At 71.6% G+C, this 22,031-nt stretch carries 18 protein-coding genes; 12 read left to right on the top strand and 6 right to left on the bottom strand.

The genetic code is table 11. The features are described from left to right. The first annotated feature begins 5 nt into the window (after nucleotides 1-5). Nucleotides 6-1,103, top strand: coding sequence for a calcium/proton exchanger (cax, locus tag Dvina_RS52670; protein ID WP_246655891.1), 1,098 nt, complete (start codon nucleotides 6-8; stop codon nucleotides 1,101-1,103). On the opposite strand, the gene Dvina_RS52665 is transcribed toward cax, so the two are convergent. Continuing rightward, a complete protein-coding gene (locus Dvina_RS52665) occupies nucleotides 1,056-2,375 on the bottom strand; it encodes a CehA/McbA family metallohydrolase (protein ID WP_246655890.1) in 1,320 nt (439 codons plus the stop codon). The genes cax and Dvina_RS52665 overlap by 48 nt on opposite strands. 123 nt (nucleotides 2,376-2,498) lie before the next feature. Here Dvina_RS52665 and Dvina_RS52660 point away from each other — a divergent pair, with 123 nt between their 5' ends. Then, on the top strand, nucleotides 2,499-3,392 hold the full coding sequence (locus Dvina_RS52660) for an expansin EXLX1 family cellulose-binding protein (RefSeq protein WP_246655889.1): 894 nt from the start codon (nucleotides 2,499-2,501) through the stop codon (nucleotides 3,390-3,392). Here the strand turns inward: Dvina_RS52660 and Dvina_RS52655 are convergent. After that, entirely contained in the window at nucleotides 3,389-5,605 is a 2,217-nt protein-coding gene (locus tag Dvina_RS52655) for an NACHT domain-containing protein (RefSeq protein WP_223099911.1), read from the bottom strand. The genes Dvina_RS52660 and Dvina_RS52655 overlap by 4 nt on opposite strands. A gap of 174 nt (nucleotides 5,606-5,779) precedes the next feature. Then, nucleotides 5,780-6,319 carry a TetR/AcrR family transcriptional regulator gene (locus tag Dvina_RS52650; protein WP_223099910.1) on the bottom strand — a complete coding sequence of 180 codons (540 nt, stop codon included), beginning with the start codon at nucleotides 6,317-6,319 and terminating at the stop codon, nucleotides 5,780-5,782. Between the two features lie 132 nt (nucleotides 6,320-6,451). Here Dvina_RS52650 and Dvina_RS52645 point away from each other — a divergent pair, with 132 nt between their 5' ends. The 9 genes from Dvina_RS52645 (at nucleotide 6,452) to Dvina_RS52605 (ending at nucleotide 17,460) form a co-directional block, all read left to right on the top strand. Continuing rightward, on the top strand, nucleotides 6,452-7,654 hold the full coding sequence (locus tag Dvina_RS52645; protein WP_223099908.1) for an FAD-dependent monooxygenase: 1,203 nt from the start codon (nucleotides 6,452-6,454) through the stop codon (nucleotides 7,652-7,654). Continuing rightward, complete coding sequence (locus Dvina_RS52640; protein WP_223099906.1) at nucleotides 7,651-8,091, top strand: MarR family winged helix-turn-helix transcriptional regulator; 441 nt, start codon at nucleotides 7,651-7,653, stop codon at nucleotides 8,089-8,091. The genes Dvina_RS52645 and Dvina_RS52640 overlap by 4 nt, the downstream gene beginning before the upstream one ends. 42 nt (nucleotides 8,092-8,133) lie before the next feature. Then, nucleotides 8,134-10,434 carry a hypothetical protein gene (locus Dvina_RS52635; RefSeq protein ID WP_223099904.1) on the top strand — a complete coding sequence of 767 codons (2,301 nt, stop codon included), beginning with the start codon at nucleotides 8,134-8,136 and terminating at the stop codon, nucleotides 10,432-10,434. Nucleotides 10,435-10,905: 471 nt separating this feature from the next. Beyond that, entirely contained in the window at nucleotides 10,906-12,462 is a 1,557-nt protein-coding gene (locus Dvina_RS52630; protein ID WP_223099903.1) for a ferric reductase-like transmembrane domain-containing protein, read from the top strand. Next, the gene (locus tag Dvina_RS52625; protein WP_223099901.1) at nucleotides 12,459-13,967 is read left to right on the top strand and encodes an NADH-quinone oxidoreductase subunit NuoF family protein; all 1,509 of its coding nucleotides are present in this window, start codon (nucleotides 12,459-12,461) and stop codon (nucleotides 13,965-13,967) included. Before Dvina_RS52630 ends, Dvina_RS52625 begins: the two co-directional genes overlap by 4 nt. 13 nt (nucleotides 13,968-13,980) lie before the next feature. Continuing rightward, nucleotides 13,981-14,556, top strand: coding sequence for a sigma-70 family RNA polymerase sigma factor (locus Dvina_RS52620; protein ID WP_223099899.1), 576 nt, complete (start codon nucleotides 13,981-13,983; stop codon nucleotides 14,554-14,556). A 269-nt stretch (nucleotides 14,557-14,825) separates the two neighbouring features. After that, nucleotides 14,826-15,473 (top strand): COG4315 family predicted lipoprotein, encoded by a 648-nt coding sequence (locus Dvina_RS52615; RefSeq protein ID WP_246655888.1) that lies wholly within the window; start codon nucleotides 14,826-14,828, stop codon nucleotides 15,471-15,473. Next, the gene (locus Dvina_RS52610) at nucleotides 15,473-16,375 is read left to right on the top strand and encodes a DUF4142 domain-containing protein (RefSeq protein ID WP_223099897.1); all 903 of its coding nucleotides are present in this window, start codon (nucleotides 15,473-15,475) and stop codon (nucleotides 16,373-16,375) included. The genes Dvina_RS52615 and Dvina_RS52610 overlap by 1 nt, the downstream gene beginning before the upstream one ends. Before the next feature lie 875 nt (nucleotides 16,376-17,250). Further along, nucleotides 17,251-17,460 (top strand): hypothetical protein, encoded by a 210-nt coding sequence (locus Dvina_RS52605; protein WP_223099895.1) that lies wholly within the window; start codon nucleotides 17,251-17,253, stop codon nucleotides 17,458-17,460. A gap of 174 nt (nucleotides 17,461-17,634) precedes the next feature. Here the strand turns inward: Dvina_RS52605 and Dvina_RS52600 are convergent, their stop codons facing one another. From Dvina_RS52600 to Dvina_RS52590, 3 genes are all read right to left on the bottom strand, one after another. Then, a complete protein-coding gene (locus tag Dvina_RS52600; RefSeq protein ID WP_223099894.1) occupies nucleotides 17,635-18,849 on the bottom strand; it encodes an RNA polymerase sigma factor in 1,215 nt (404 codons plus the stop codon). Nucleotides 18,850-18,859: 10 nt separating this feature from the next. Further along, nucleotides 18,860-19,504 (bottom strand): LysE family translocator, encoded by a 645-nt coding sequence (locus tag Dvina_RS52595; RefSeq protein WP_223099892.1) that lies wholly within the window; start codon nucleotides 19,502-19,504, stop codon nucleotides 18,860-18,862. A 157-nt stretch (nucleotides 19,505-19,661) separates the two neighbouring features. Further along, entirely contained in the window at nucleotides 19,662-20,903 is a 1,242-nt protein-coding gene (locus Dvina_RS52590) for an MFS transporter (RefSeq protein WP_223099890.1), read from the bottom strand. A gap of 65 nt (nucleotides 20,904-20,968) precedes the next feature. Here Dvina_RS52590 and Dvina_RS52585 point away from each other — a divergent pair, with 65 nt between their 5' ends. Next, complete coding sequence (locus tag Dvina_RS52585; protein ID WP_223099888.1) at nucleotides 20,969-22,000, top strand: winged helix-turn-helix domain-containing protein; 1,032 nt, start codon at nucleotides 20,969-20,971, stop codon at nucleotides 21,998-22,000. Nucleotides 22,001-22,031: the final 31 nt, after the last annotated feature.

Here is a 22,031-nt window from a genome sequence, read left to right as displayed (position 1 = left end):
ACGGCGTGACTGTCGAGGCCGCCCCCACTCCGCACCGGATTTTCGAGCGCTCCGATTTCATGGTCTTCGGGCTCTGCGCCGTGGCCGTAGGAGCGGCGGCGGTCACCCGCTACGCGAACGTGCCGTCGGTCGTCGCGTTCATCGTGGCCGGTGCGGCGGTGGCCTGCCTGGCCTCGCTTGTCGGCCGCAGCGTCGAGCAGCTCGGCGACCGGTTCGGTGCCGGCGCCACCGGCGTGCTGCAGGGCGCGCTGGGCAACCTGCCGGAGCTGTTCATCGGCTTCTTCGCGCTCAAGGCCGGCCTGGTCTCGGTCGTCCAGTCGGCCATCATCGGCTCGATCCTGTCGAACATCCTGCTGGTGCTCGGCCTCGCGTTCGTCGCCGGCGGCCTGAAGCACGGCACGCAGACGTTCAACTCCGAGCGGGCCCGCACCACGATGGTCCTGATGGTGCTGGCGACGGGCGCGCTGGTGCTGCCGAGCCTGGCCTCGTATGTCCACACGCCGGCCGAGCCGCACGAGAAGGCGCTGTCCATCTTCGTGGCGATCATCCTGCTTGTCGTGTTCGCGCTCTCGCTGCCGGCCAGCCTCAAGCGCTCCGCATCCACCGCCTCGGGGGCCGGCGCCGCCGCGCACACGGAGCCGCCGCGCTGGCCGATCTGGCTCGCCGTCGCCCTCCTGGCCGTGGCCAGCGGCTGCGCCGCCCTCGTCTCGGACTGGTTCGTCTACGCCCTGGAGCCGGCGATCGAGGCCCTCGGCATCTCGCAGGCGTTCGCGGGCCTGGTCATCGTGGCCATCGCCGGCAACGCGATCGAGAACGTGATCGGCATCAAGCTGGCCTGGAAGAACCAGTCGGACTACGCGCTGAGCGTCATCATCAACAGCCCGCTGCAGATCGCGCTGGTCCTCGCCCCGGCGCTGGTCCTGCTGTCGCTGCTCACCGCGACGACGCTGACCCTGGTGTTCGCGCCGATGCTCATCATGGCCGTGGCGATCACGGTGATCGCCGTCGCGTTCATCGTCTTCGACGGCGAGTCGACGTGGCTGGAGGGCGCGTGCCTAGTCGCCCTGTACGCCATCATCGGCGCCGTCTTCTGGTGGGGTTAGCCAGATCGGGTTCGACAGGGCCACCATCCTTCTCGTGTAGCGGTGCCGCACCTCGGCCCTGACGAATCGGCACCCGGCGGCTTGCGCCTCCACGCGGCCCCGGCCTCTCGCGATCCGGCCCCGCTCGGTGATGAGCGAGAGCGTCGCGTTCGGGGCACCGGTGACAGTCGCTTCCACCGATGCGCCCTGCGCCCTCAGCTCGAGGGCGACGGCGCTCGACTCGGCGATGTAGGCCCGGCCGCGCCGGAGGCCGGCGATGAGCGCCTCCGGGGCCAGAGCGCCGGCGAGCACCACCGTCTGCGGGTGGCCGACCGGCTGGTGCGGCGCGTGCGAGTCGCTGCCGCCCACCGCCACGATCCGCCGGCCGCGGCGCAGGAGCCGGTGCCAGATGCGCAGGGCCACCTCGTCGTCGACGCTCCAGGCGCCGTTCCACACCTCGATCGCGTCGACGTCGCTGAACCCGAACTCCCACGCGCACCCCGGCATCGGCACCGCCGGGTGCGCGGCCACGACCAGCCCACCGGCTTCGCGCACCCGGTCCGCCTCGCCCGGGAACCGCCCGTCCTTCGGCCCGTAGCGCCAGTCGACCCAGGCTCCGGGCCGCAGGCCGAGCGCCAGCCAGTGGCCGTGCCGGGTGGTGACCTCCTCGCCGGGTATCACCAGCGGGCCGTCCGCCGGTCCGCCGGCCCAGGCCCGGTGCGCGGAGCTGGTGTTGTGCTCGGTGGAGGCGACGAAGTCCAGGCCGGCCCGGGCCGCCTCGGCGGCCAGCTCGCCCGGTTCGCGCACGCCATCGGAGTGCACGGTGTGGAGGTGGAGGTCGCCGCGGTACCAGCCGACGCGGCTGCGGTTCGTGCGCTCGGCCGGCCCGAGCGGATGCTCGACCGGCTCGTCGTCGCCGTGCTCGAGCGTCACCCGGGCCCGCCACCGCATGCCGAACGGGTTCAGCACCACCGGCCCGAACGCCACCGACCAGCGGCCGGGCGTGATCGGCCCCGGCAGGTATCCGGGCGTGGCGTCGCCGGCGGCCACCGTGAACCCGTCGCGCGCCCCGCCCGACCAGCCCCGGAACCCGTCCGGCCCGAAGATCCCCAGGTCCAGCACGTTGCGGGCCGGCCCCAGCACGGAGAACCGCTCGTGCCAGGTCCGCACGGTGATCCGGTTGACGCCCGGCGGCACGTCGACCGGCAGGTACGCCCATCGGTCGATGCTCGGGCCGAACCGTCCCCGGAAGTCGAGCACCGTCGGCCTTACCTGCCGTAGCGTCGTCGTCACTCAGACAGCGTCCCTGATCAGGGCCGGTCAGGTGGTTACGTCGGCGCGAAAAGGATTCCTGGCCCGTCTTAAGGTTCGCTTTGGTTCCGGCCGCGCCCCCGCCGCCGTCGGTACGCTGCGGCGGTGGCAGAGACTGCGTGGTGGCGTACCCGCCGCTTCCTGATCGGCGCCGGAGTCGGCGTTGTCGTAGCCGGCACCGCAACCGCCGTCCTGGTGGCCCAGACCTCGGGCGCGGCCTGCGCGGCGGTCGTGCAGTCGAGCTCGGGCCAGGCCACGTACTACGCGGCCGACGGCGGCGGCAACTGCTCGTTCGACAAGGTGGCGGAGCCGCTTGTCGTCGCGCTCGGCAACGCCGAGTATCAGTCGGGCGCCGCGTGCGGCGGCTACCTGGACGTGAAGGGCCCGAAGGGCTCGGTCCGCGTCAAAATCACCGACCGCTGCCCCGAATGCGCCGCCGGCCACATCGACCTGAGCCAGCAGGCGTTCGCCCGCATCGGCACGATCAGCGACGGCATCATCAAGGTCTCGTACACCCAGGTCGCCAGCCCCTCCGTCCCCGGCCCGGTCTCGGTCCGGGTGAAGGAGGGCTCGTCGCAGTACTGGCTGGCGCTGCGCTTCGACAACACCGGCAATCCGCTGTCCACCGCCGAAATCCAGGTCGGCAGCTCGTGGAAGCCGCTGTCCAGGACGGACTACAACTACTGGATCGCCGAGTCCGGCGCCGGCAAGGGCCCCTTCACCATCCGCACCACCGACACGGCCGGCCGCCGAACCACCCTGACCGGCATAACGCTCACCGTGGGCACCGTCCAACGCCCGGGCGCCACAACCACCACCGGCCCGACGGCCGCGGCCCCGAAGACCACCGCCCCCACCCGCACCTCCGCCGCACCGTCCTCAGCACCGGCGTCAGCGGCCGCCCTGGACGTCCAGCCCGAGCCCGCCAACGCCGCCCCGTCGACCGCCCTCGCCGCCGCACCCACCTCCACCCCGACCGCCGCCCACTGCCAGGGCTAGCGCGGCGCCCCGCCAACGTTCGAACCCGTCGACGTCGGCGAGCTCTCGGGCCCTTGCCCCGCGGCAGCGGCCAGCCGGTCCTGGAGCGTCGCATGACGGAACTGGTAGAGGGCGCCCACAGTGCGCAGGACCCCGCGCCGACGGGCGTCCTCCAGGAACGCCAGGATCCGAATCGGCGTCCCGGCTCGGATGCGTAGCCAGAGCGCGGCGATCCAGGTTTGACCGGACGGATGGGCCACCGCTGTCAGGACCAGGCCGGCCAAAGTGTAGTAGGCAAGCGCGACCGAGCCTCCGACCAGCGGGTTGGGGCCGAAGGAGCTCCGTTCGACGAACGGGTTCCAGTTGGCCATGACGACCAGACCGACCAGGCACCCGAAGATGGATCCGGTAACGACTGCGTGGACGGCGTCACCCCGCCACGTGTCGAGAGGGCCCAGACTGCTGACATCGGATCGCACGGTGACGCGGCGGACGGCCGCGACCGCAAGGAAGAGCCCGAGGCCGAACGGGGCGGCCAGAATGGCATTGAGGTCCACCGCGATGAGAAATGTCGCGGCGAGGATGAGCAGCAGCAGAAACCGGGCTGACCGGCGGTGTGCCCGCCCTGGTCGACGCGAGCGGCTGAGCAGGGTGGGAGTGCCGGAGCCGAACGCGATGCCGAGGGCCGCGACCACTACTCTCACGAGATCGACGTCGCCGCTTACGAAGTAGAAGACCCCGCAGGTCATACCGACGGCCGCGGTGATGATGACCGAAGGCTTCGGTTGGAGGGCCCCGGTCAGCCGCCATTGCGTCGCCAGCACGACGATGGCCGCAAAGGCGAACGCCTCCTGCAGGGCCGGAACGACCGGAAATTCCCATCGGATCCCCGGAGCCCAGCTCCAGTCCGTTGCGAACAGTACGAACGCGACCATCGCGATGATGACCGTCTGCCAGCCAAGAGGTATAGCCAGCGGCAGATGCCACCAACCGAGATCGCGCGTCCCGCGGCGCTCCATGTCGGCCGCGATCCAGCCTAGGGCCTGCCGGGCATTGTTTCGGTCGCCCGTGGCGGTCGGGCCCATCTCACTCTGGTACGCGACCTTCGTGAATCGGTCGATGAGGTGCCTTTCGAAATCCGGCCAATCGGTGGCCCGGGTCGTGAGCAGACCGGAGATGCCATCGGAAGGCTCCACGGAGTCACGGAGCAGAGTGATGTTCAGCGGCGTCGACAATGCGCGCGCCGCCGTGCCATCTCGGTCGGAGCGTAGGTTCTTCAGCAGGGTGTCCCAGTCCGCCGGGGCCGGCCTGTTCAAGGCGCGTTGCAGGTAGGCTGCCGCATCGCTACCGGCGATCGGCTCAAGTCCAATGACCAGGGCGCCGGTCAGGAACCGCGCTTGGGCCGCCGCGGCCAGTTCGTCAGGGCGGGACAGGATGATGACGCGACCGTTGGCCTGCGTGCTCAGAGCTTCAAGGATATTGGTCCTGGTGCCGGTCGGCACTTCATCGAAGCCGTCCAATATCAGCGATAGCGAACCATCGCGGCACAGCTTTTCGATCACACGCGATGGTTCGGAACGCACGACCGGGTATGCCTGCCGCAGTTGGGTGATGAGCCACCGTTCGAGGGATTCGGCTAGGGGGTCCCACGACGAGAGGCTCAGCAGGATCGGCACCGGGGTGCGCGCACGGTCTGACTCGGGCAGGTCCATTCGGTGTTTCAGCGCGTCCAGAACCAGAAGAATTCCGGCGCTTGTCTTGCCGCTGCCGGCTGGGCCGCTGATCGCCAGGCGTCCGGTGGGCAGGCCACCGTACAGCCGGAGCAGGTCCTGACGGCCTCCGCTCAGCAGGGTCCGGTGGGTCACCGCGGGCATGCCGGGAAGTGGCGGAAAAGGCGCTGCGTCCGGATCGTCTGGCCAGACGGTATCCAGGCCGCCGAATATGGGGAAAATGGTCGATCGCCAGCGCAACGGGATCGGCGCCGGGACAATCAGCCTTCGCTCGCCCGCGGAATTCTTCCACTGGGCATGGACCGCGCTCGCCAGTTCATCGGCAATCTTGATGGGCGCGGCTGGGCCTGGCCGCGTCTTCAGCGCGCCGGCCCCGGCCATCAGGAAGCCGATGAGCGCCAGCAGGAACTGCCCGAACGTCGCCTCGTCGTTCCGGCTCTCGCGCGGGAGGAAGCGAACCCAGGTGGCCCACAGGACCGCCAGCACGATGACCGCGGCGCCCACACGGAACAGCCACCTGCTACGGCCGTCGGGCATGCGGGCCCTTTCGTCCGGCGGGCCGGAGGCGCTGTCCGCCCTCATGGCCGCCGACGCGGGAGATGGACGTCATGGTCTGTACTGACGGACGGCCCGCCGGCCGGCTCGTCCGCCAGGCTCACGAGCGGCGGTTTTCCGGGGTCAGAAGCCCAGGGTGGCGTAGGCGGCTTCCAGGGTCGCCCGGCGCACCTCGGTCGGTGCGGCGTCCAGGTCCAGGATCGTGCAGTCACCGAGGCCGCCGATCGCCACCGTGGCCCTGACCCGCTGGGCCAGCGTCGGCTCCGGGCCGTACATCAGCGCCGTCAGCCGGCGACGCCAGCCGTCCACCGCCGCGGCCAGGTTCAGGTGGGCCAGGACGCTCGGGTCGGTCATCACCATGCTGGTGATGGCGCGGTGGCGGTACGTCACGTCGAAGTAGTCGGCCAGGAGGCGTTGCGGGTCCTCCTCATGGGCGGCCTCAGCGGCGGCCAGGAGCTCCTCCATGTCGTCGACCAGGGGCTGCACCAGGCCGCGCAGCAACTCCTCGCGGGACGCGAAGTGGTAGTACAGCGCCGGCTTCGTGATGCCCACGCGCTCCGCGATCTCGCGCAGGCTGGCCTGCGCCACCCCCTTCTCGGCGATCAGGGCCATCGCGGCGGCGCGGATGCGGTCGGCGGTCTCACTCGTCCTCGGTCGTGGCACCCGTCCAGCCTAAATGACCTACCGGACAGTTAATTGACTTACCGGGCGGTAAGGGTTTACCGTCCGGTAGGTAAGTAAACCGAGCGGTAGTACATGGGGCTGCACCAAAATGGAGCAGGGGGAGGGTTCGAGATGCGTGCATTGATCAGCGGGGCCAGCATCGCGGGGCCGGTGGTGGCGTTCTGGCTACAGCGGGCCGGGTTCGAGGTGACTGTCGTCGAGCGGACCGCGTCGCTGCGCACCGGGGGCGGGGGGCATCCGGTCGACCTGCTCGGGCCGGCCGTCGAGGTAGTGGATCGGATGGGGCTCGGCGAGGTCGTGCGGGCGCATCGAACGTCCACGGACCTCATGACACTGGTGCGGCCGGGGAAGGCGGACGTCACCATTCACGGTGCCGAGCTGCTCGCCGGGGTCTCCGATCGGCACATCGAGATCATGCGCGGGGACCTGGCCCGGATTCTGCACGATGCCACCGAGCGGCACGTGGAGTACAGGTTCGGGGTCCAGGTCAATGGCATCGACGACACCGTGGTCTCGCTCAGCGACGGGTCCCGGGAGCACTTCGACCTCATCGTCGGGGCGGACGGGCTGCACTCCGGGGTGCGGCGGCTGGTGTTCGGTGACGAGCGGGGGTATCGGCACTTCCTCGGCGCCTACCTCGCCGTCTACACGCTGCCCGACGTGTTCGGCCTCGGCGACCGGGTGGTCAACTACAGCACCGTCGACCGGTCGGTCGCCATCTATCCGACGAGCGATCCCCGACGAGTGCGGGCCGCGTTCCTGATGCGCAGTCCCGAGATCCCCTACGACTACCGCGACACCGCGGCGCAGCACCGGGTGTTGCGAACGCTCGTGGACGGGCTCGGATGGGAGGTACCGCGAATCCTGGAGCATCTGGAATCCGCACCCGACTTCTACTTCGACGAGATCAGTCAGATCCGGTTGGAGAGCCTGTCGCGAGGGCGGGTCACGCTTGCCGGGGACGCCGGATACGGGCCCGGGCCGGCGGTCGGCGGTGGCAGCAGCCTCGCGCTCGTCGGCGGATACGTGCTGGCCACCGAGCTGGCGGCGGCCGGCGGGGACCACGGCGTGGCCTACCCGGCCTATGAGCGGGCGATGGCGTCGACGGTGGCCGCGAGCCGGCGGATCGGGCCGTCGGTGCTGGCGACGCTCGTGCCCCGCAGCGGGCTTCAGGTGTGGACGATGGCCCAGGCGCTCAAGGTGCTGCCCCGGCTGCCGAAGCCGCTGCAGAAGCGGCTCACGTCGTTCGGCGGCGGGCCGGCGGCCATGCTCGACGGTGTCGTGCTTCGCCCGGCCTATAGTCAGGCTCAGTGACCACTACACCCACCGATCTCGGCGTCCTCTCCGCGCAGGTGCTGTTCGCTCTGCAGAAGGAGCTGTACCGGCGCCTCGCCGCGCAGGGGCACCCGAAGCTGCGGCCCCGGCACGGCGCGGTGCTGGCCTACCTCGACCGGGAGGGCAGCCGGGCCACCGACCTGTCCGCCCAGTCCGGGCAGCACAAGCAGGTCATCGGGACGCTCGTGGACGAGCTGGAGGCGCTGGGGTACGTCACCCGGCGCCCCGACCCCCAGGACCGCCGGGCCAAGCTGGTCGTCCCCACGGATCGAGGGCTCGACTTCATCGCGAAGTCGCGGGCCGTGCTGGCCGACATCGAGGCGGGGCACGCGGCCGCGGTGGGCGCGGACGCGTACGCGGCGTTCAAGGCCGTGCTGATCCGCGTGGCCGAGCGCCAGCGGGTGAATTCCCCGTAAAACGCGCCGGCGATCCGGGCCGGGCCGGTAGGAAAGCCTCTCATGGCCCTGCTGGCGGAACGGGACGGATCGGACACGCGCCCCCAGCGGGCCGGCGGGCGCCTGCGGGTGCGCTGGAGCTCCGGCTGGTGGCCGGCCGGGCTGGTGTTCGCCGCGACGGGGGCCGTCCTGCACACCTACGGCGTCTCCGTCGTCACGTACCTCGCGTTCGCCCTGTACGTCGGGCTCGCCGTCACCATGCCCGGGATGCTGCTGTGGCGGCTGATCCACCGTGGCTCCCGCGGGCTCGGCGAGGATCTCGCGGTGGGCACGGCCGTCGGCTACGGCCTCGAGGTCCTCGCCTACGTTCCCGCCCGCGCGGCCGGCTTCCCGCTGGCGTCGTTGACAGTGCCGGCCGGCGTCATCGCTGCCTTCGTGGCAATCAAAAAACTGCGCCGATCGTACTGGCGGTGCGCCGAACGAGCCCCGATGGCGCACTCGTGGACACTTGCCGGGACGGCGCTGGTCCTGCTGTTCTGGAGCACCGTCTACTACCGCCACCACGGCTTCGGCTGGCCCAGCTACGGCAAGCCCGACATCGACCTGACATTCCACCTGGCCCTGGTCGGCGAGCTCAAGCACCACATGGGACTTGTCACGCCGTGGGTGGTGAGCGAGCCGATCTACTACCACTGGTTCGCGTACGCCGACATGGCCGCGGCGAGCTGGGCCACCGGCATCGAGCCCTACGTGCTGGTGACCCGCCTGTCCATGCTCCCGGTGATGTTCGCGCTGGTCGTGGCCGTGGCCGCGGTCGGCCGGCGGGTCGGCGGCTCGTGGCCGGCCGGGGCGCTCACCGCGCTCGCGACGTTCTTCGCGCTCTCGCCCGACCCGTACGGCTGGGTGCAGGACCTCTTCTACCGCGACTACGGCTTCAACGCGACCGACGACGGCTCCAACCTGCGGCTCACCCTGTGGACGAGCCCGACCCAGACGTTCGGTGCGCTGCTGTTCGTACCGCTGATGCTCATCCTGCTCGACCTCCTGCGCGAGCACGGTGGGGACCGCCGGCGCCGGATCGCGCTGCTGCTGCTGCCGGCCGCGGTGATGGGCGCGAAGGCCAGCTTCCTGCCGACGCTGCTCTGCGGCCTGCTGCTCGTGGTCGCCGCGCACTTCGCACTGCACCGGCGCCTGCACCGGGTGGCCGCGGCGGCCCTGGCGGTGGTCCTGGGCTGGCTGGTCTTCGCGCAGCTCGTGCTGTTCGGGGGCAAGAGCCAGGGGCTCGGCCTGGGGCCGCTCGACGCCATGCGCCGCAATCCCGCCGGGGTCACCACGCACTACACCGAGGACCCGCGGCTGTACCGCCTGCTGGTGCTCCTCGCCCTGACCGTCCTCGGCTGGCTGGCGATCTGGGGCGGCGCCTTCGGCCTGCGCCGGCGTCTCCTGGAGCCGGATGCGTTGCTGCTGCTGGGACTGGGGCTCGCCGGCTTCGCCACCCTGGTGCTGTTCGGGCACTCCGGCGGGCAGGCGGAGGGCTTCTTCCTCCAGGGTGCCCGGCCCTATCTGGCGGCGCTGGCGGTCTGGGGGATCGTTCGCGTCTTCGAGCGGCCATCCGGGCTCCTCGCCTTCGGCGCCGGTCTGGCGACGGTCTTCGTGCTGCGCCTGGCGACCGGCGGCGATGTGCCGCTCATCGGGCCTTCGCGGGGGGCGGTGGCCGTGACGGTGGCGCTGGTGTGGCCGTGGGCGGTGCCGGCCGCCGTGGCCCTGGGTGGGCTGTTGATCGCCCGGCGCCGGCCGGTGTTCTTCGGCCTGGTCGCCGTGTTCCTGCTGGGTTGCACGGCGCCGACCGCCGTACGCCAGGTGGTCTATGCGGCCGAGGACGGCCGCGACAACGGCTGGAGTGAGCGGGCCGACCTGTGGCCGATCGTCACCCAGGGGACGCTCGAGGCCGGCCGCTGGCTGCGCGACCATTCGTCCCCGAACGACCTCGTGGCCACCAATATGCACTGCGCCTACGAGGGGCGCCGCGGCCACTCGCCGTGCGACCGCCGGCACTTCGGGATCGCCGCCTACAGCGAGCGCCGGGTCCTGGTCGAGTCCTGGGCGTACACCGCCGCCGCGCACGAGCAGGAGGCGGTCCAGGGGGTGCCGCAGGAGCACACCGCGTACTGGCTCCCACAGGTCCTGGCCGACAACGACAACGCCTTCAGCAACCCGTCAGCGGCGAGCATCGGCGTGCTGCGGGACAGGTACCGCGTCCGCTGGCTCTTCACCGAGGACGACATCATGCCGCCGTCGCCCGAGCTGTCACGCTACGCGACGTTGATGTACCGCTCCGGAGCCTGCGCGGTGTACCGGATCTGATCGCCACCGTCGTACACATGTTCGTCCACAGGCTGTGGATAGAACTTGTGTACGAACCCCGCGGGTGCCCCGTCGCACCGTTTGTGTGGGCCCGAACGATGAGATCAATGACTGGCTCAAGGCTTTCCGAAAGAAGCCCTAACGGCTACTTAAGAAAGGCCACAAAAATGTTGAGGGTTACCGTTCGCAATCATTTGGTCACGGTGTTTCTCGATGTGTTCAGCATGTGCTGGTGGCGCGCGGCAAAACGGGCAAATGCCCCCGACTCTCGGCGGCTGAGCGCTCGGCCGCGGGTCAAGTGGATCAACAAAGAACTTTAACAGTCCTTGAATTCGGCTTGTTGATCATGCTCCGGAGCCTTGCCCGAGCTGGATGAAACTTAAATTGACCCATTCCTCAGGCCTTGCCTACGTTGGTTTCGCCGGTTGGTGGAAACCGCCGGAACCAGCTCAACAGGATTGAGGATCTGCAATGGTTCAGCCGCACCCGTCGGGCTCCGGCGGGGTCCAGTCGTCACGCGGTCGATCCACACCGGGGGGTCCGCCGTCCGCCGTCAACGTCGCGCTCGCGGTCCTTGCCGGGCTGCTGCTGCTGGGTGTGGCGACCGGGGGCGGGCGCGAAACGCTTGGCCAGCTCTTCAGCTTCCTGGTCTTCTACTGCGGTGTCTTCACCCTGGTGTCGCTGACCCTGACGGTCATCATCGGGCTCGTCGCCACCGACCGCATCATCCTCGTCGCCCGGCACCGGGTCTGGGTCCAGTCGCTGCACCGCACGCTCGGCATCGTCGCGATCGCCTGCCTCGCCCTGCACATCGGCACCGAGCTGGCGGCTGCACGGGTCGGCGTCTTCGGCGCGCTGGTGCCGTTCGTCGCGGCGCCGTTCGCGGTCGGGGCCGGGACCGTCGCGGCCTACCTCATGGTCATGGTGATGTGGACAGGCATCGTCCGCTCCCGCTTCGCCCAGACCGGCCGGCCGTGGATGTGGCGGCCGCTGCACGCGACGGCGTACCTGAGCTGGCCCGTCGCCATGTGGCACGGCCTCAACGCCGGGCGCCCCCCGGCGGTCTGGGTCACCGCCAGCTACCTGGTCCTGCTCTTCCTGGTCACCGCCGCGCTCGGCCTGCGGCTGTCGGCCGAGCGCACCCGGCGGCAGCAGAAGCTCGCCGCCGACCGCACCACGACCGAGATCGCGCCCGTCGGGCGGCCCGAGCCGGCCGGATACGAGCGCCGTCAGCAGCGCTTCGGCAGCCGCTTCCGCTGGGACGCGCCGCCGGCCGACCAGACCTGGTCGCAGGAGGGCCCGAGCGACTTGCGCGCGGAGTACCGCCGCGAGCCGGCTCCGGTCGACATCACCCCGGTGACCGCTATCCCGTCCTACGAGGAGAGCTTCGTCGAGCCGTTCGCCCGCGAGGAGCGCCAGGCGTTCTCGACGCGCGAGCGCCCCGTCGTGGCCCGCGAGGAGCGCCCGGTCTACACCGCCGGTGAGCGCTTCTCCACCACGGAGCGCCCCGTTTACGCGGCCGGTGAGCGCTTCTCCACCACTGAGCGCCCGGTCTACGCGGCCGATGAGCGCTTCTCCACGAAGGAACGGCCGGTCTTCTCCGACGACGTGCCGCCGCCCGCTTACGACGAGCGCCCCGCCGCGCCGGACCCGTACCTCACCGACGAGTACTTCGACGAGCCGGCCCCGGCCTACCGCGGTGTGGCGACGGCGCCGGTCAACGACGACTACGACCCGTACGCCGACTACGCCGAGCGTCCGTCCTACGTGGAGCCCGTGCTCGAGGAGCCGCTGACGCTGCGGGACCGCTTCGCCGCCCGCCGCGCCGCCCACGCCGCGGAGCCCGAGGCGGACGAGGACCCGTACGTCGCCGACGACACTCCGACCCTTGTCAACCTCGACACCCGCCGCGTGCTGCGGCAGGAGCGGGCGCAGGCGCAGACCACCGGTCGCCGGGGCCGCCGCTACCGCGACGACGACGAGGACGATGTCGCGTTCTGGAACCAGATCCGGGGCGAGGCCCGATGAGCTCGCGTCGAGGCGGCGGGACCGCCGTTGCCGCGCCGCAGGTGCCGACCGTCCTGTCCATCGGGCCGGCCCGGCTCACCGCGGGCCTGGACCGCGCCGAGCGGCTCGACCTGCGCTCGCACCAGCAGGTCCACGGTCCGATCGGGCCCCTGTCGCTGCGCGCGATGCTGGAGCTGGCCGAGGACATCCGGCTCACCGGCCGCGGCGGCGCGGGCTTCCCGTTCCACAAGAAGGTGAAGGCCGTCGCCGACGCCGTCGAGCGCCGGATGCTCGCGCCGTTCGTCGTGGTCAACGCGACCGAGGGCGAGCCCGCGGCGTGGAAGGACAAGGTCCTGCTCACCCGGGCCCCGCACCTCATCCTCGACGGCGCCGCGCTCGTCGCCTGGGCGCTGAAGGCGATCGAGATCGTGCTCTGCGTCGCCGACGACGGGGTGGGGGAGCGCTCGCTGCTCAACGCCCTCGCCGAGCGCGACATGCCGGTGCCGGCGCGGGTGGTCCGGGTGCCACACCGGTTCATCTCCGGTGAGGGCGGCGCGCTCGTCCAGGGCATCAACGGCTTCCCGCACATCCCGCCGGGCATCAAGCGCCGGGCGGCCGAGGGCGGCGTGGAGGGCCAGCCGACGCTGCTGTCCAACGCCGAGACGTTCGCACAGCTGGCCATCGCGGCTCGGATGGGGCCGCGGCGATACTGCGAGATCGGCGACGCGGAGAACAAGGAGCCGGGCACGGTCCTGCTCAGCGTCACCGGCAGCGCCCGGCACCCGGCCGTCGTCGAGTGCCCCACCGGCACGCCGCTGGAGGAGGTGCTGGACCTGTGCGGAGTGCCGGCCGGGCCGGCCGTCCTCACCGGCGGCTTCCACGGCCGCTGGCTGGAGATGGGCGTGGCGGCGCGGGCGCTGGTGTCGCGCAAGGGCATGCAGTCGGTCGGCGGTGCGCTCGGGGCCGGGATCATCCTGCCGCTCGGGCCGGAGACGTGCCCGGTCGGCGAGGTGGCGCGGGTGGTGCGGTATCTCGCGGCCGAGTCGGCGGGCCAGTGCGGCCCGTGCCGGCTGGGCCTGCCGGACCTGGCCCGGGCCGTCGACGGCCTCAACTCGGGGGCCGGCGACCCGGCCGTCGTGCGCGCGGCCGCCGCGGCGGTGAAGGGCCGTGGCGCGTGCAGCCATCCCGACGGTACCGCCGGATTCGCCACATCGGCCCTCGAAGTCTTCGCCGACGACCTCGCCCACCACGCCCGCTCCGGTGACTGCGGGCGCCCGGTCGCCAAGGTCCTGCCGGTGCCCGACGCCCGTGAAGAGCTCAGCACGCGGCGCCTGCACGTCGACTGGTCCCGCTGCGACGGCCACGGGCTGTGCGCCGACGTGGCCCCGGACCTCATCAAGCTCGACGGCAACGGCTTCCCGACGTTCCTCGATACGCCAGTGCCGGTACGACTGGAAAACGTTGCCGCGCAAGCGGTTGCGGTGTGTCCGGCACTCGCGCTCCGCATGGCTGCCCCGAAACGGTGAAACGGTGACGTTGATGATTGAGGCATACGGATCCCGCACTCAACGGCCCGCCCCCGCCCGCGATGCCGACGACGAGCTGCTCGTCGCCCTGTACCGCGAGCACGCCGACGCCCTGCTCCGCTTCGTGGCCCGCCTCACCGGCGGCGACCGCCAGCGGGCCGAGGACATCGTGCAGGAGACCCTGCTGCGGGCCTGGCGCAACGCGGACCGCTTCGACCACAACGCGGTCGGCTCCCTGCGCCCGTGGCTCTTCACCGTCGCCCGCCGCATCGCCATCGACGAGCACCGCAGCGCGAGCGCCCGCGTGGGCGAGACCTACGGTCAGGACCTCGACGAACTCTGGATGACCGACATCACCCAGTCCGACGAGACCGAGCGCGTCCTGGCCAACATGGTCGTCATGGACGCGCTGCGCAGCCTCTCGCGCGCGCACCGGGAGATCCTGGTCGAGACCTACCTGCGCGACCGCACCGTGAACGAGGTCGCCGAGCTCCTGGGCCTGCCGCTGGGCACCGCCAAGTCCCGGGTGTACTACGCACTCCGCTCGCTGCGCGCGGCGCTCGACGCCCGCAACAACGCCGGCCGGTGACCGTTGTCGGCGGGGTGACGATATGTCGGGCGCTCCGCGCCGCGACATATCGGACTTATCGCCCGACGGGGTATTTGCCGGTTTAACCGCTGACCCGCGTTCGGGCGTTTCGTGCTTCGTCCCACTTGTACGGGGCCGGACTCGCGAGGGTTCGAAGAAATTCACCGCAATGTTTGTGAATTTGTCCACTGTGGATCCTTCAGTCTCGGCCCCACCCGCCCCACGTACCACCGGGCGGAACACGAAATACGCCAACCGAGGAGGATCCAGTGGCAGCAACCAGGCTCACCGCCACCGTGGCGGGATGCGCCGCGGCGGCGGCCGCGCTGGCCGCCCTGACCGCGTGCGCGCCCCCCGGCGCGAACACCGACAACACCAACGACGTCTCGGCGCAGCAGCAGGTCCCGGCCCTGAACGAGGTCGGCGGCGAGAGCCTCGCCCCGGTCGCGTCGACGCCGGCCGTGCCGCTGACCACGACGCTGAAGGCCGCGTCGATCCCGAAGATGGGCAAGGTTGTCACCGACCAGGACGGCTTCGTCCTGTACCGCTTCGACAAGGACACCGCCAAGCCCCCGAAGTCGAACTGCGTCGACAAGTGCGCGCAGGTCTGGCCGCCGGCGACCACCGACGGCAACCCCGACCTCTCCGGTGTGGACCCCTCAGTCGTCGGTACCGTGACCCGCGCCGACGGATCCCGCCAGATCACGCTGGCCGGCTGGCCCGTGTACCGCTATATCGGCGACCCCAAGCCGGGCGCCTGGAAAGGCCAGAACGTCGGTGGCGTCTGGTTCGTCGTCGACCCCACCGGCAAGAAGAACCTGACCTGCCTGCCCACGCCCGCTCCCACCGCGGTGCAGCCGCCGGCCGCCTCGGCCGAGGCCACCACGAACGGTGACGGCGGAACCGGCGGCTACTGATGTACTCCGTCGAGCCCGAAGGAGCCGCACCCCGGCCGTGGTCGCGCCGCCGAGCGTGGCCCTGGTGGCTGCTCATCGTCGCGGCCGCGGGCATCGGTATGGCCGTGCCCTCTGTGCGCACCGCACTGACCGGAGGCCAGGCGGGCTCGGCGGATGCGAAACAGACGGCGCCGGCGGCCGGGTACAACGCAGCCCAGGGCAACAACCCCGTGCAGGTGGCGGCGACCGGCCCGCAGGCGACCGGCACCGCCCTGCCCGCCGGCTACTCCATGACGAGCTTCGGCCCGCTGGGCCCGGTCGACCGCGAGTTCCTGACCAAGGTGCGCCAGGCCGGGCTCTGGGAAGGTCCGGCCGGCACCATGGCGCAGACCAAGGCCGCCGATGAGCGCGTCAAGGAGGTCGGCCGCCAGCTCGCCACCGACCACAAGGGCCTCGACCAGCAGGTGCGGCAGGTGTCCGCGCAGCTCGGGGTACCCCTGCCGGACAAACCGAGTGACGAGCAGCAGGGCTGGCTCAACGAGATGAACGCCGCGGCGACGCCGCAGCAGTTCGACGATGTCTTCTCGAATCGCCTGCGCGCCGCCCACGGCAAGGTCTTCGCTCTCGTTTCGCAGATCCGCTCCGGTACCCGTAACGAGCTGGTCCGCACCTTCGCCCAAACGGCGGTAAACGTCGTGATGAAGCACATGACACTGCTGGAGAGCATCGGCAACGTCAACTTCGCGGCGCTGCCGGAGCCGGTGAGCGCTGCGTCATCGGCGGCGAAGGGCGGTGCCACCGATGCGACTTTCCATCCCGATGCGATCTGGGCGGTCGCCGGGCTCGCCGTCGCCATCGGTGCCATCGCCGCCTTCCGGATGTTCCGCGGATCGCGGGGTTCCCGGCGCCGACCGGCCTACTAGGAAACGCTTCCCCTAACCCCTGAGACCTCGGCGCCGTTGAGTGCAAGGAAGGCCTCGACGGCGCCGAGCCCAGTTGTCTGCACCCCGCGATCGCCGCTCCTCTCGGCACCATGAGGAGCGGCGATTGGTTTTGTCACAGGTGATCGGCTGTTATCGTGCGCTAGGCCCCGCGCGGGCCGGTTGCCGATGACACGGGGAGGACGCGGTGACCTACGGGGGCATTACCTTGCCCGGCGTCGGCCGGGCCGCGTCGGCCGCGGGCGATCCTGCTTACTTTGTCTTCAGTGGGGACCTCGTCTACCGACACAACGGGAAGGTCCGGGCGCCTGGCGGCGACCCTCGGACCGGAGTCGGCGCTCGGCGGGGGCGGCAGCGCGGCCGGACCCGCCTCTTCGACGAGTTCCCTGACCAGCTCATCGCGGCGCTGAGTCGCCACGGCCTACCGATCACCTGACAGGACCACTGGCATGCAACCTGGTTACCCCTCGAACTCCCCTCAGGACTCCACTCAGCCTTATGGGCAGCAGCCGTACTCGGCGCCGCCTGCGCCGTCCGGGCCGCCTGCCCCTCCGGCCTGGGGGCAGCCGCAGGCTCCCTACGGGCAGCCGCCCACCTCTGCGCCGCCCGCTTCCGCGCCGCCCACCTCTGCGTCGCCCGCTTCTGCTCCGCCTGCTTCCGGGCCGCCGGCCTATGGACAGCCCGCCTCCGCGCCGCCGGCTTATGGGCAGCCCGCTTATGGGCAGCCTCCGAACTCGGCGCCGCCGGCTTACGGGCCGCCGCAGCAGGGTTATGGGCAGCCGGCGTACGGGCAGCAACAGCAGCCGTATGGGCAGCAGCCTTACGGACAGCCGCAGGCTTTCGGCCAGCCGCCCTATGTGGCCCCGCAGCCGGGGGCGGAGGTCAAGCGTGGGTCGCAGGGGCAGCAGGAGCTGATCTCGGGTCTGCTCTGGATGGGTGGCGGCATCGCGATCACGGTGATCACCTACGTTGCCGACATCCCCGTGTACGTCGTGGCCTGGGGGCCGATCATCTACGGCGTCATCAAGGTGATCCGCGGTCTCATCAACATGGTGCGTGGGCGGTAGGTAGTTCGGCGCCTCTGGCGGCTTTCTTCGCCCTCTGGCGGCCTCTGTCGGCGGCTTCGGATGGCTGGTTTCGGCGGGTTTTCGGCGGGGTGCGGTTCGTTCGCACCCCGCCGGTTCGTTGGGGGCGGAAGTGTCGTACCCGGTGCCTAGGCTCGGGTTCACAAACGCGTTGGTTCACAAGTCAAGAGGGATCGCGGCGGCCTTCTGCTCGAGGTAGCGCTGCTCGGGAAGGCTGGTGGTGCGCTTGGCGGCGAGGGCGTACCACTCGCGGGCCTCTGCGTGCGATCCGGCCATCTCCAGCAGATGCGCGCGCACCGCGGCCAAGCGGTGGTTGGCGGCCATGCGGTCGTCGGAGTCGAGGGTGGCCAGGAGCTGCAGCCCCGCCTCCGGGCCCTTGACCATGGCGAGGGCGACCGCGTGGTTCAGGGTGATGACGGGGTTGGGGACGGCGTGCGCCAGGAGCTGGTAGAGGGCCAGGATCTGCGGCCAGTCGGTCGCTGCGGCGTCGGGGGCCTCGTCGTGGACGGCGGCGATCGCGGCCTGGAGCTGGTAAGGGCCGGTCTGCCCCTGCGGCAGCGTGCGCGTGATGAGCTCGGTGCCCTCGTCGATCATCGGGCGCAGCCAGAGTGTGCGGTCCTGCTCGGCCAGCGGGACCAGGGTGCCGTCCGCGAGCGTGCGCGCCGGGCGGCGGGCGTCGGTCAGGAGCATGAGCGCCAGCAGGCCGGCCACCTCACCGTCCGCCGGGAGCAGCCGGTGGACCTCACGGGTCAGGCGGATGGCCTCGGCGGTGAGGTCACCGCGGTGGAGGTCGGTGCCGGAGCTGGCCGTGTAGCCCTCGTTGAAGATGAGGTAGAGGACGTGGAGCACGACCTCCAGGCGGGCGGCGCGCTCCTGCGGGGGTGGCGGGGCGAACCGGGCGCCCGCCGACTTGATTTTGGCCTTCGCGCGGCTGATGCGCTGGGCCATGGTGGCCTCGGGGACGAGGAAGGCGTTGGCGATCTCGGCGGTGGTGAGGCCGCCGACCGCACGCAGGGTCAGGGCGAGCTGCGACGCCGGTGACAGGGCCGGGTGGCAGCACAGGAAGAGCAGGGTGAGGGTGTCGTCGCGGTCGGGTACCGCGTCGGACGGCTCCGGTTCGAGCGCGGCGACCGCCACCTCACGGCGCCGGCGGGCGTCCTCGGAGCGGAACTGGTCGGTCAGGCGCCGCACCGCGACGGTGATGAGCCAGCCGCGCGGGTTGGCCGGCGTGCCCTCGGCGGGCCACTGCAGCGCGGCCGCCAGGAGGGCCTCCTGCACGGCGTCCTCGCACGCGTCGAACTGCCCGTAGCGCCGGATCAGGATGCCCAGCACCTGCGGCGCGAGCGTGCGCAGCTCCTCCTCGACCGTCACATCACCATCTCTACACCACGACGGGTCGCGCCCTGTCGGTCGCCAGCTTGACGGCGATCAGCCCCAGCAGGGTGCCGGTGACGTACCGCTGGACGCGCAGCCAGGCCGGCCTCCGGGCCAGGAACGCCGCGATGCTCCCGGCCGCGCACACGATGCCGGTGTTCACGAGCAGGCTGACGACGATCTGCACCCCGCCGAGCAGGAACGCCTGGGCCACGAGATGGCCGGCGTGCACGTCGACGAACTGGGGGATGAGGGACGCGTACATGATGGCGGCCTTGGGGTTGAGCAGGTTCGTCATCAGCCCCATGGTGAACAGCCGCCGGTTCGAGTCCGGCTCCAGCTCGACCGGCGTGAACACGGACGCGCCACCGGGCCGGACCGCCTGCCAGGCCAGGTACGCCAGGTACGCCGCCCCGGCCAGCTTGACCGTCGTGTACAGCGCGGGCACGGCGGCGAACACCACGGAGAGCCCGGTCGCCGCGAGCGCCAGGTACACGAGAAACCCGACAGCGACGCCGCCCAGCGACGTGATCCCGGCCCGACGCCCCTGCGTGATGCTGCGCGAGATCAGGTACATCATGTTGGGCCCGGGTGTGAGCACCATCCCGAGCGCCACGAGCGCGACACCCACCACCGCACCGACGGAGATCATGTCCACACGATGCCCGTGGCCGGCCTGGCGCAGAACGGCCAATTCGCATCGACTGGCGTACGACCAGGGCGTGCCCCGGCTACGCCCGCGGGGCGACGACAAACGGCCGCCGCTCCGCCGGGCTGCCCACCGGCCGTCCCGAGCCCGGCGCGTTCTTCTAGGCGACGTGCGCCGGTGCCGGTGGGCGCGAGCTGGTCTGTCTTGCGACGGCGGTGACGGCGGCCAGGAGGGTGGCCGTGCCGAGGAGGGCGATGACCAGGCCCGTCGGCAGCGCTTCGGCCAGGAGGCCGGCCAGCGCGGGCAGGAGGCCCTGCGCGGTCATGAGGCCGGTGCTGAGCAGGCCGAACGCCTGGCCGCGGCCGTCGGCGGGGAGCGCGTCGCGGAAGGCGGCCTGCACACCCAGGCCGAAGGCGAAGCCGACGCCGACCACGACCAGGGCGGCGGCCAGTACCGGCCAGGAGAGGCCCCACGACACCGGGGCGGCGAAGGCCAGGCACGGGAGGCCCATGAGCGCGATGAGCGCCGGGACCAGGCGCTCGCGGCGGGTAGGGGCGAGGAGCCGCCCGACGACCACGTTGCCGGCGACCATGCCGACCGGGATCGCGGCCAGGAGCCAGCCGGCGGCGCCGGCGGGGAAGCCACGAGTGGCCGCGTACGGGACCATGAGGGCCTCGGCGCCGGTGATGAACGCCGGCGGGAGCCACTGGACGAGGAGCAGGCGGCGGACGGTGCGGTCGCGCAGGAGGGCCGCGTTGCCCTTCCAGCTGGCGGCGGCCAACCCGGTCCCGGGTGCGCGCCGGGCTTCGGACCGGTGGTGCCGCGGGGCCGGGAAGTCGGGCAGGGAGAGGTGGGTCCACGCGGCGGCGATGATGTGGCCGAGCGCGGCCAGCAGCATGGCGTTGCGTCCGCCGAGGGTGGCGACCGCGATGCCGGCGCCCGCCATCCCGATCAGCTGGGCCAGCGAAGAAGCGACGTTGGCCAGCGAGCGGCCCAGGACGTAGGCGTCGCCGGTCAGCGTCTCGGCGATGAGCGAGTTCTGGGCGCCCATGAACACCGGGGTGAGCAGAGCGGCCGCCGCGACAAGGGTGAGCGCGGCCCAGACCGGGAGGGCGACGGTCGCCAGGACCGCGGCAACGGCGGCCTCGGCGAGATAGCCAAGCACGATCAGCCGGCGCGGGCGGACGCGGTCGGCCAGGGCTCCGAGCAGGCTGGCTCCGGCGAGCTGGGGCAGGAACCCGATGCCGTACGCGAGGGCGGCCAGCGCCGGCGAGTCGGTGGCCGCGTAGACGAGCAGCGACAGCGCGACGATCCGCAGGGTGTCGGCCAGGACGCTCAGGGTCCTGGTGCCGAAGAGGACGCGGAACGTGTGGTCGCGCAGCACAGCCGAGTACGTGGTCATGGACTCAGGCTCGCCGGGTCCGCGGCTCGGGGGGACTTTTACGTCCACGGACGTAAGGTCGAGAGATGCTCCGGCTTGAGGTGGCCGCGGAGGACCTGCTGCGGACGCGGTTCGCGGTGTCGCCGCTGTTCGAGCTCGGCGGGCTGCTGCGGCGGCTGAACGGGCTGGCGCCGCTCGGGCCGTTCGCGCGGCTGCGGCCGGTCTACGCGCGGCTGCTGGCCGAGACCGAGCTCGACGCGGTGGTTGCGCTGCACACCGTGTGGTACGGGGCGGACTTCATCGGGCCGCCGCCCGCCGGGATGCAGCAGACCATCGCCGCCGACCTCGCGACGGTGCGGGCGACGCCGTTGCCGGTGGCACGGCGGGAGATCGAGCGGGCGCTGGCTCAAGGGCCGCGGGTCGGCGCCGATGCCCGGGAAGTGCTGCGCTCCGACGCGGTGGTCGACCGGCTGGCCACGGCACTGGAGATCGCCTGGCGCGAGCTGCTGGCGCCGGAGTGGCCGCAGCTGCGGGCGATCTGCGAGAGCGACGTGGTCTACCGCGCGGGACGGCTGGGCGAAGGCGGCTGGGCGGCGGCGTTCTCGGGGCTGCATCGGCGGGTTCGCTGGCGGGACGGGGCGGTAGAGGTGGCCGATCGGCCCGACCCGGCGGACGCGGCCCGGGTTCGGTGGCCGGACGACGGGGGCGGCCCGGCTCGGGACGGGGTGCGGGTTGTGCCGTCTGACGGGGAAGGGCTCCTGTTGATGCCGTCCGCGCTGATCTGGCCGGGGATCGGGGCGTACACCGAGGAGCCCTGGCGGCGGGCGCTCGTGTATCCGGCGCGCGGGGTGGGGGCGCTCTGGGAGAAGGAGGCGGGTGGTGGTGGGGCGCTCGGTGAGCTGGTCGGGCAGTCCCGGGCTCGGGTTCTGCTGGCGCTGGAGGAGCCGGGGAGCACTACGCAGCTGGCCGGGCGGCTCGGGCTGGCGGTCGGTGCCGTCGGGGATCATCTGGCTGTGCTCAGGAGGTGTGGTCTGGTGGACTCCGCTCGGGCCGGTCGGTCGGTCCTGTACCGGCGGACCGCGCTCGGGGACGCGCTGGCTGCGCAAGGAGCGGCCTGAGCGTGAACGTTCCGGGCAAAGCGCGTCAGGG

This window comes from Dactylosporangium vinaceum (assembly GCF_019904175.1).
Lineage (GTDB): Bacteria > Actinomycetota > Actinomycetes > Mycobacteriales > Micromonosporaceae > Dactylosporangium > Dactylosporangium vinaceum.
The sequence above is the reverse complement of the archived record's forward strand: the minus strand, read 5'-3'. Positions and strand labels throughout refer to the sequence as shown.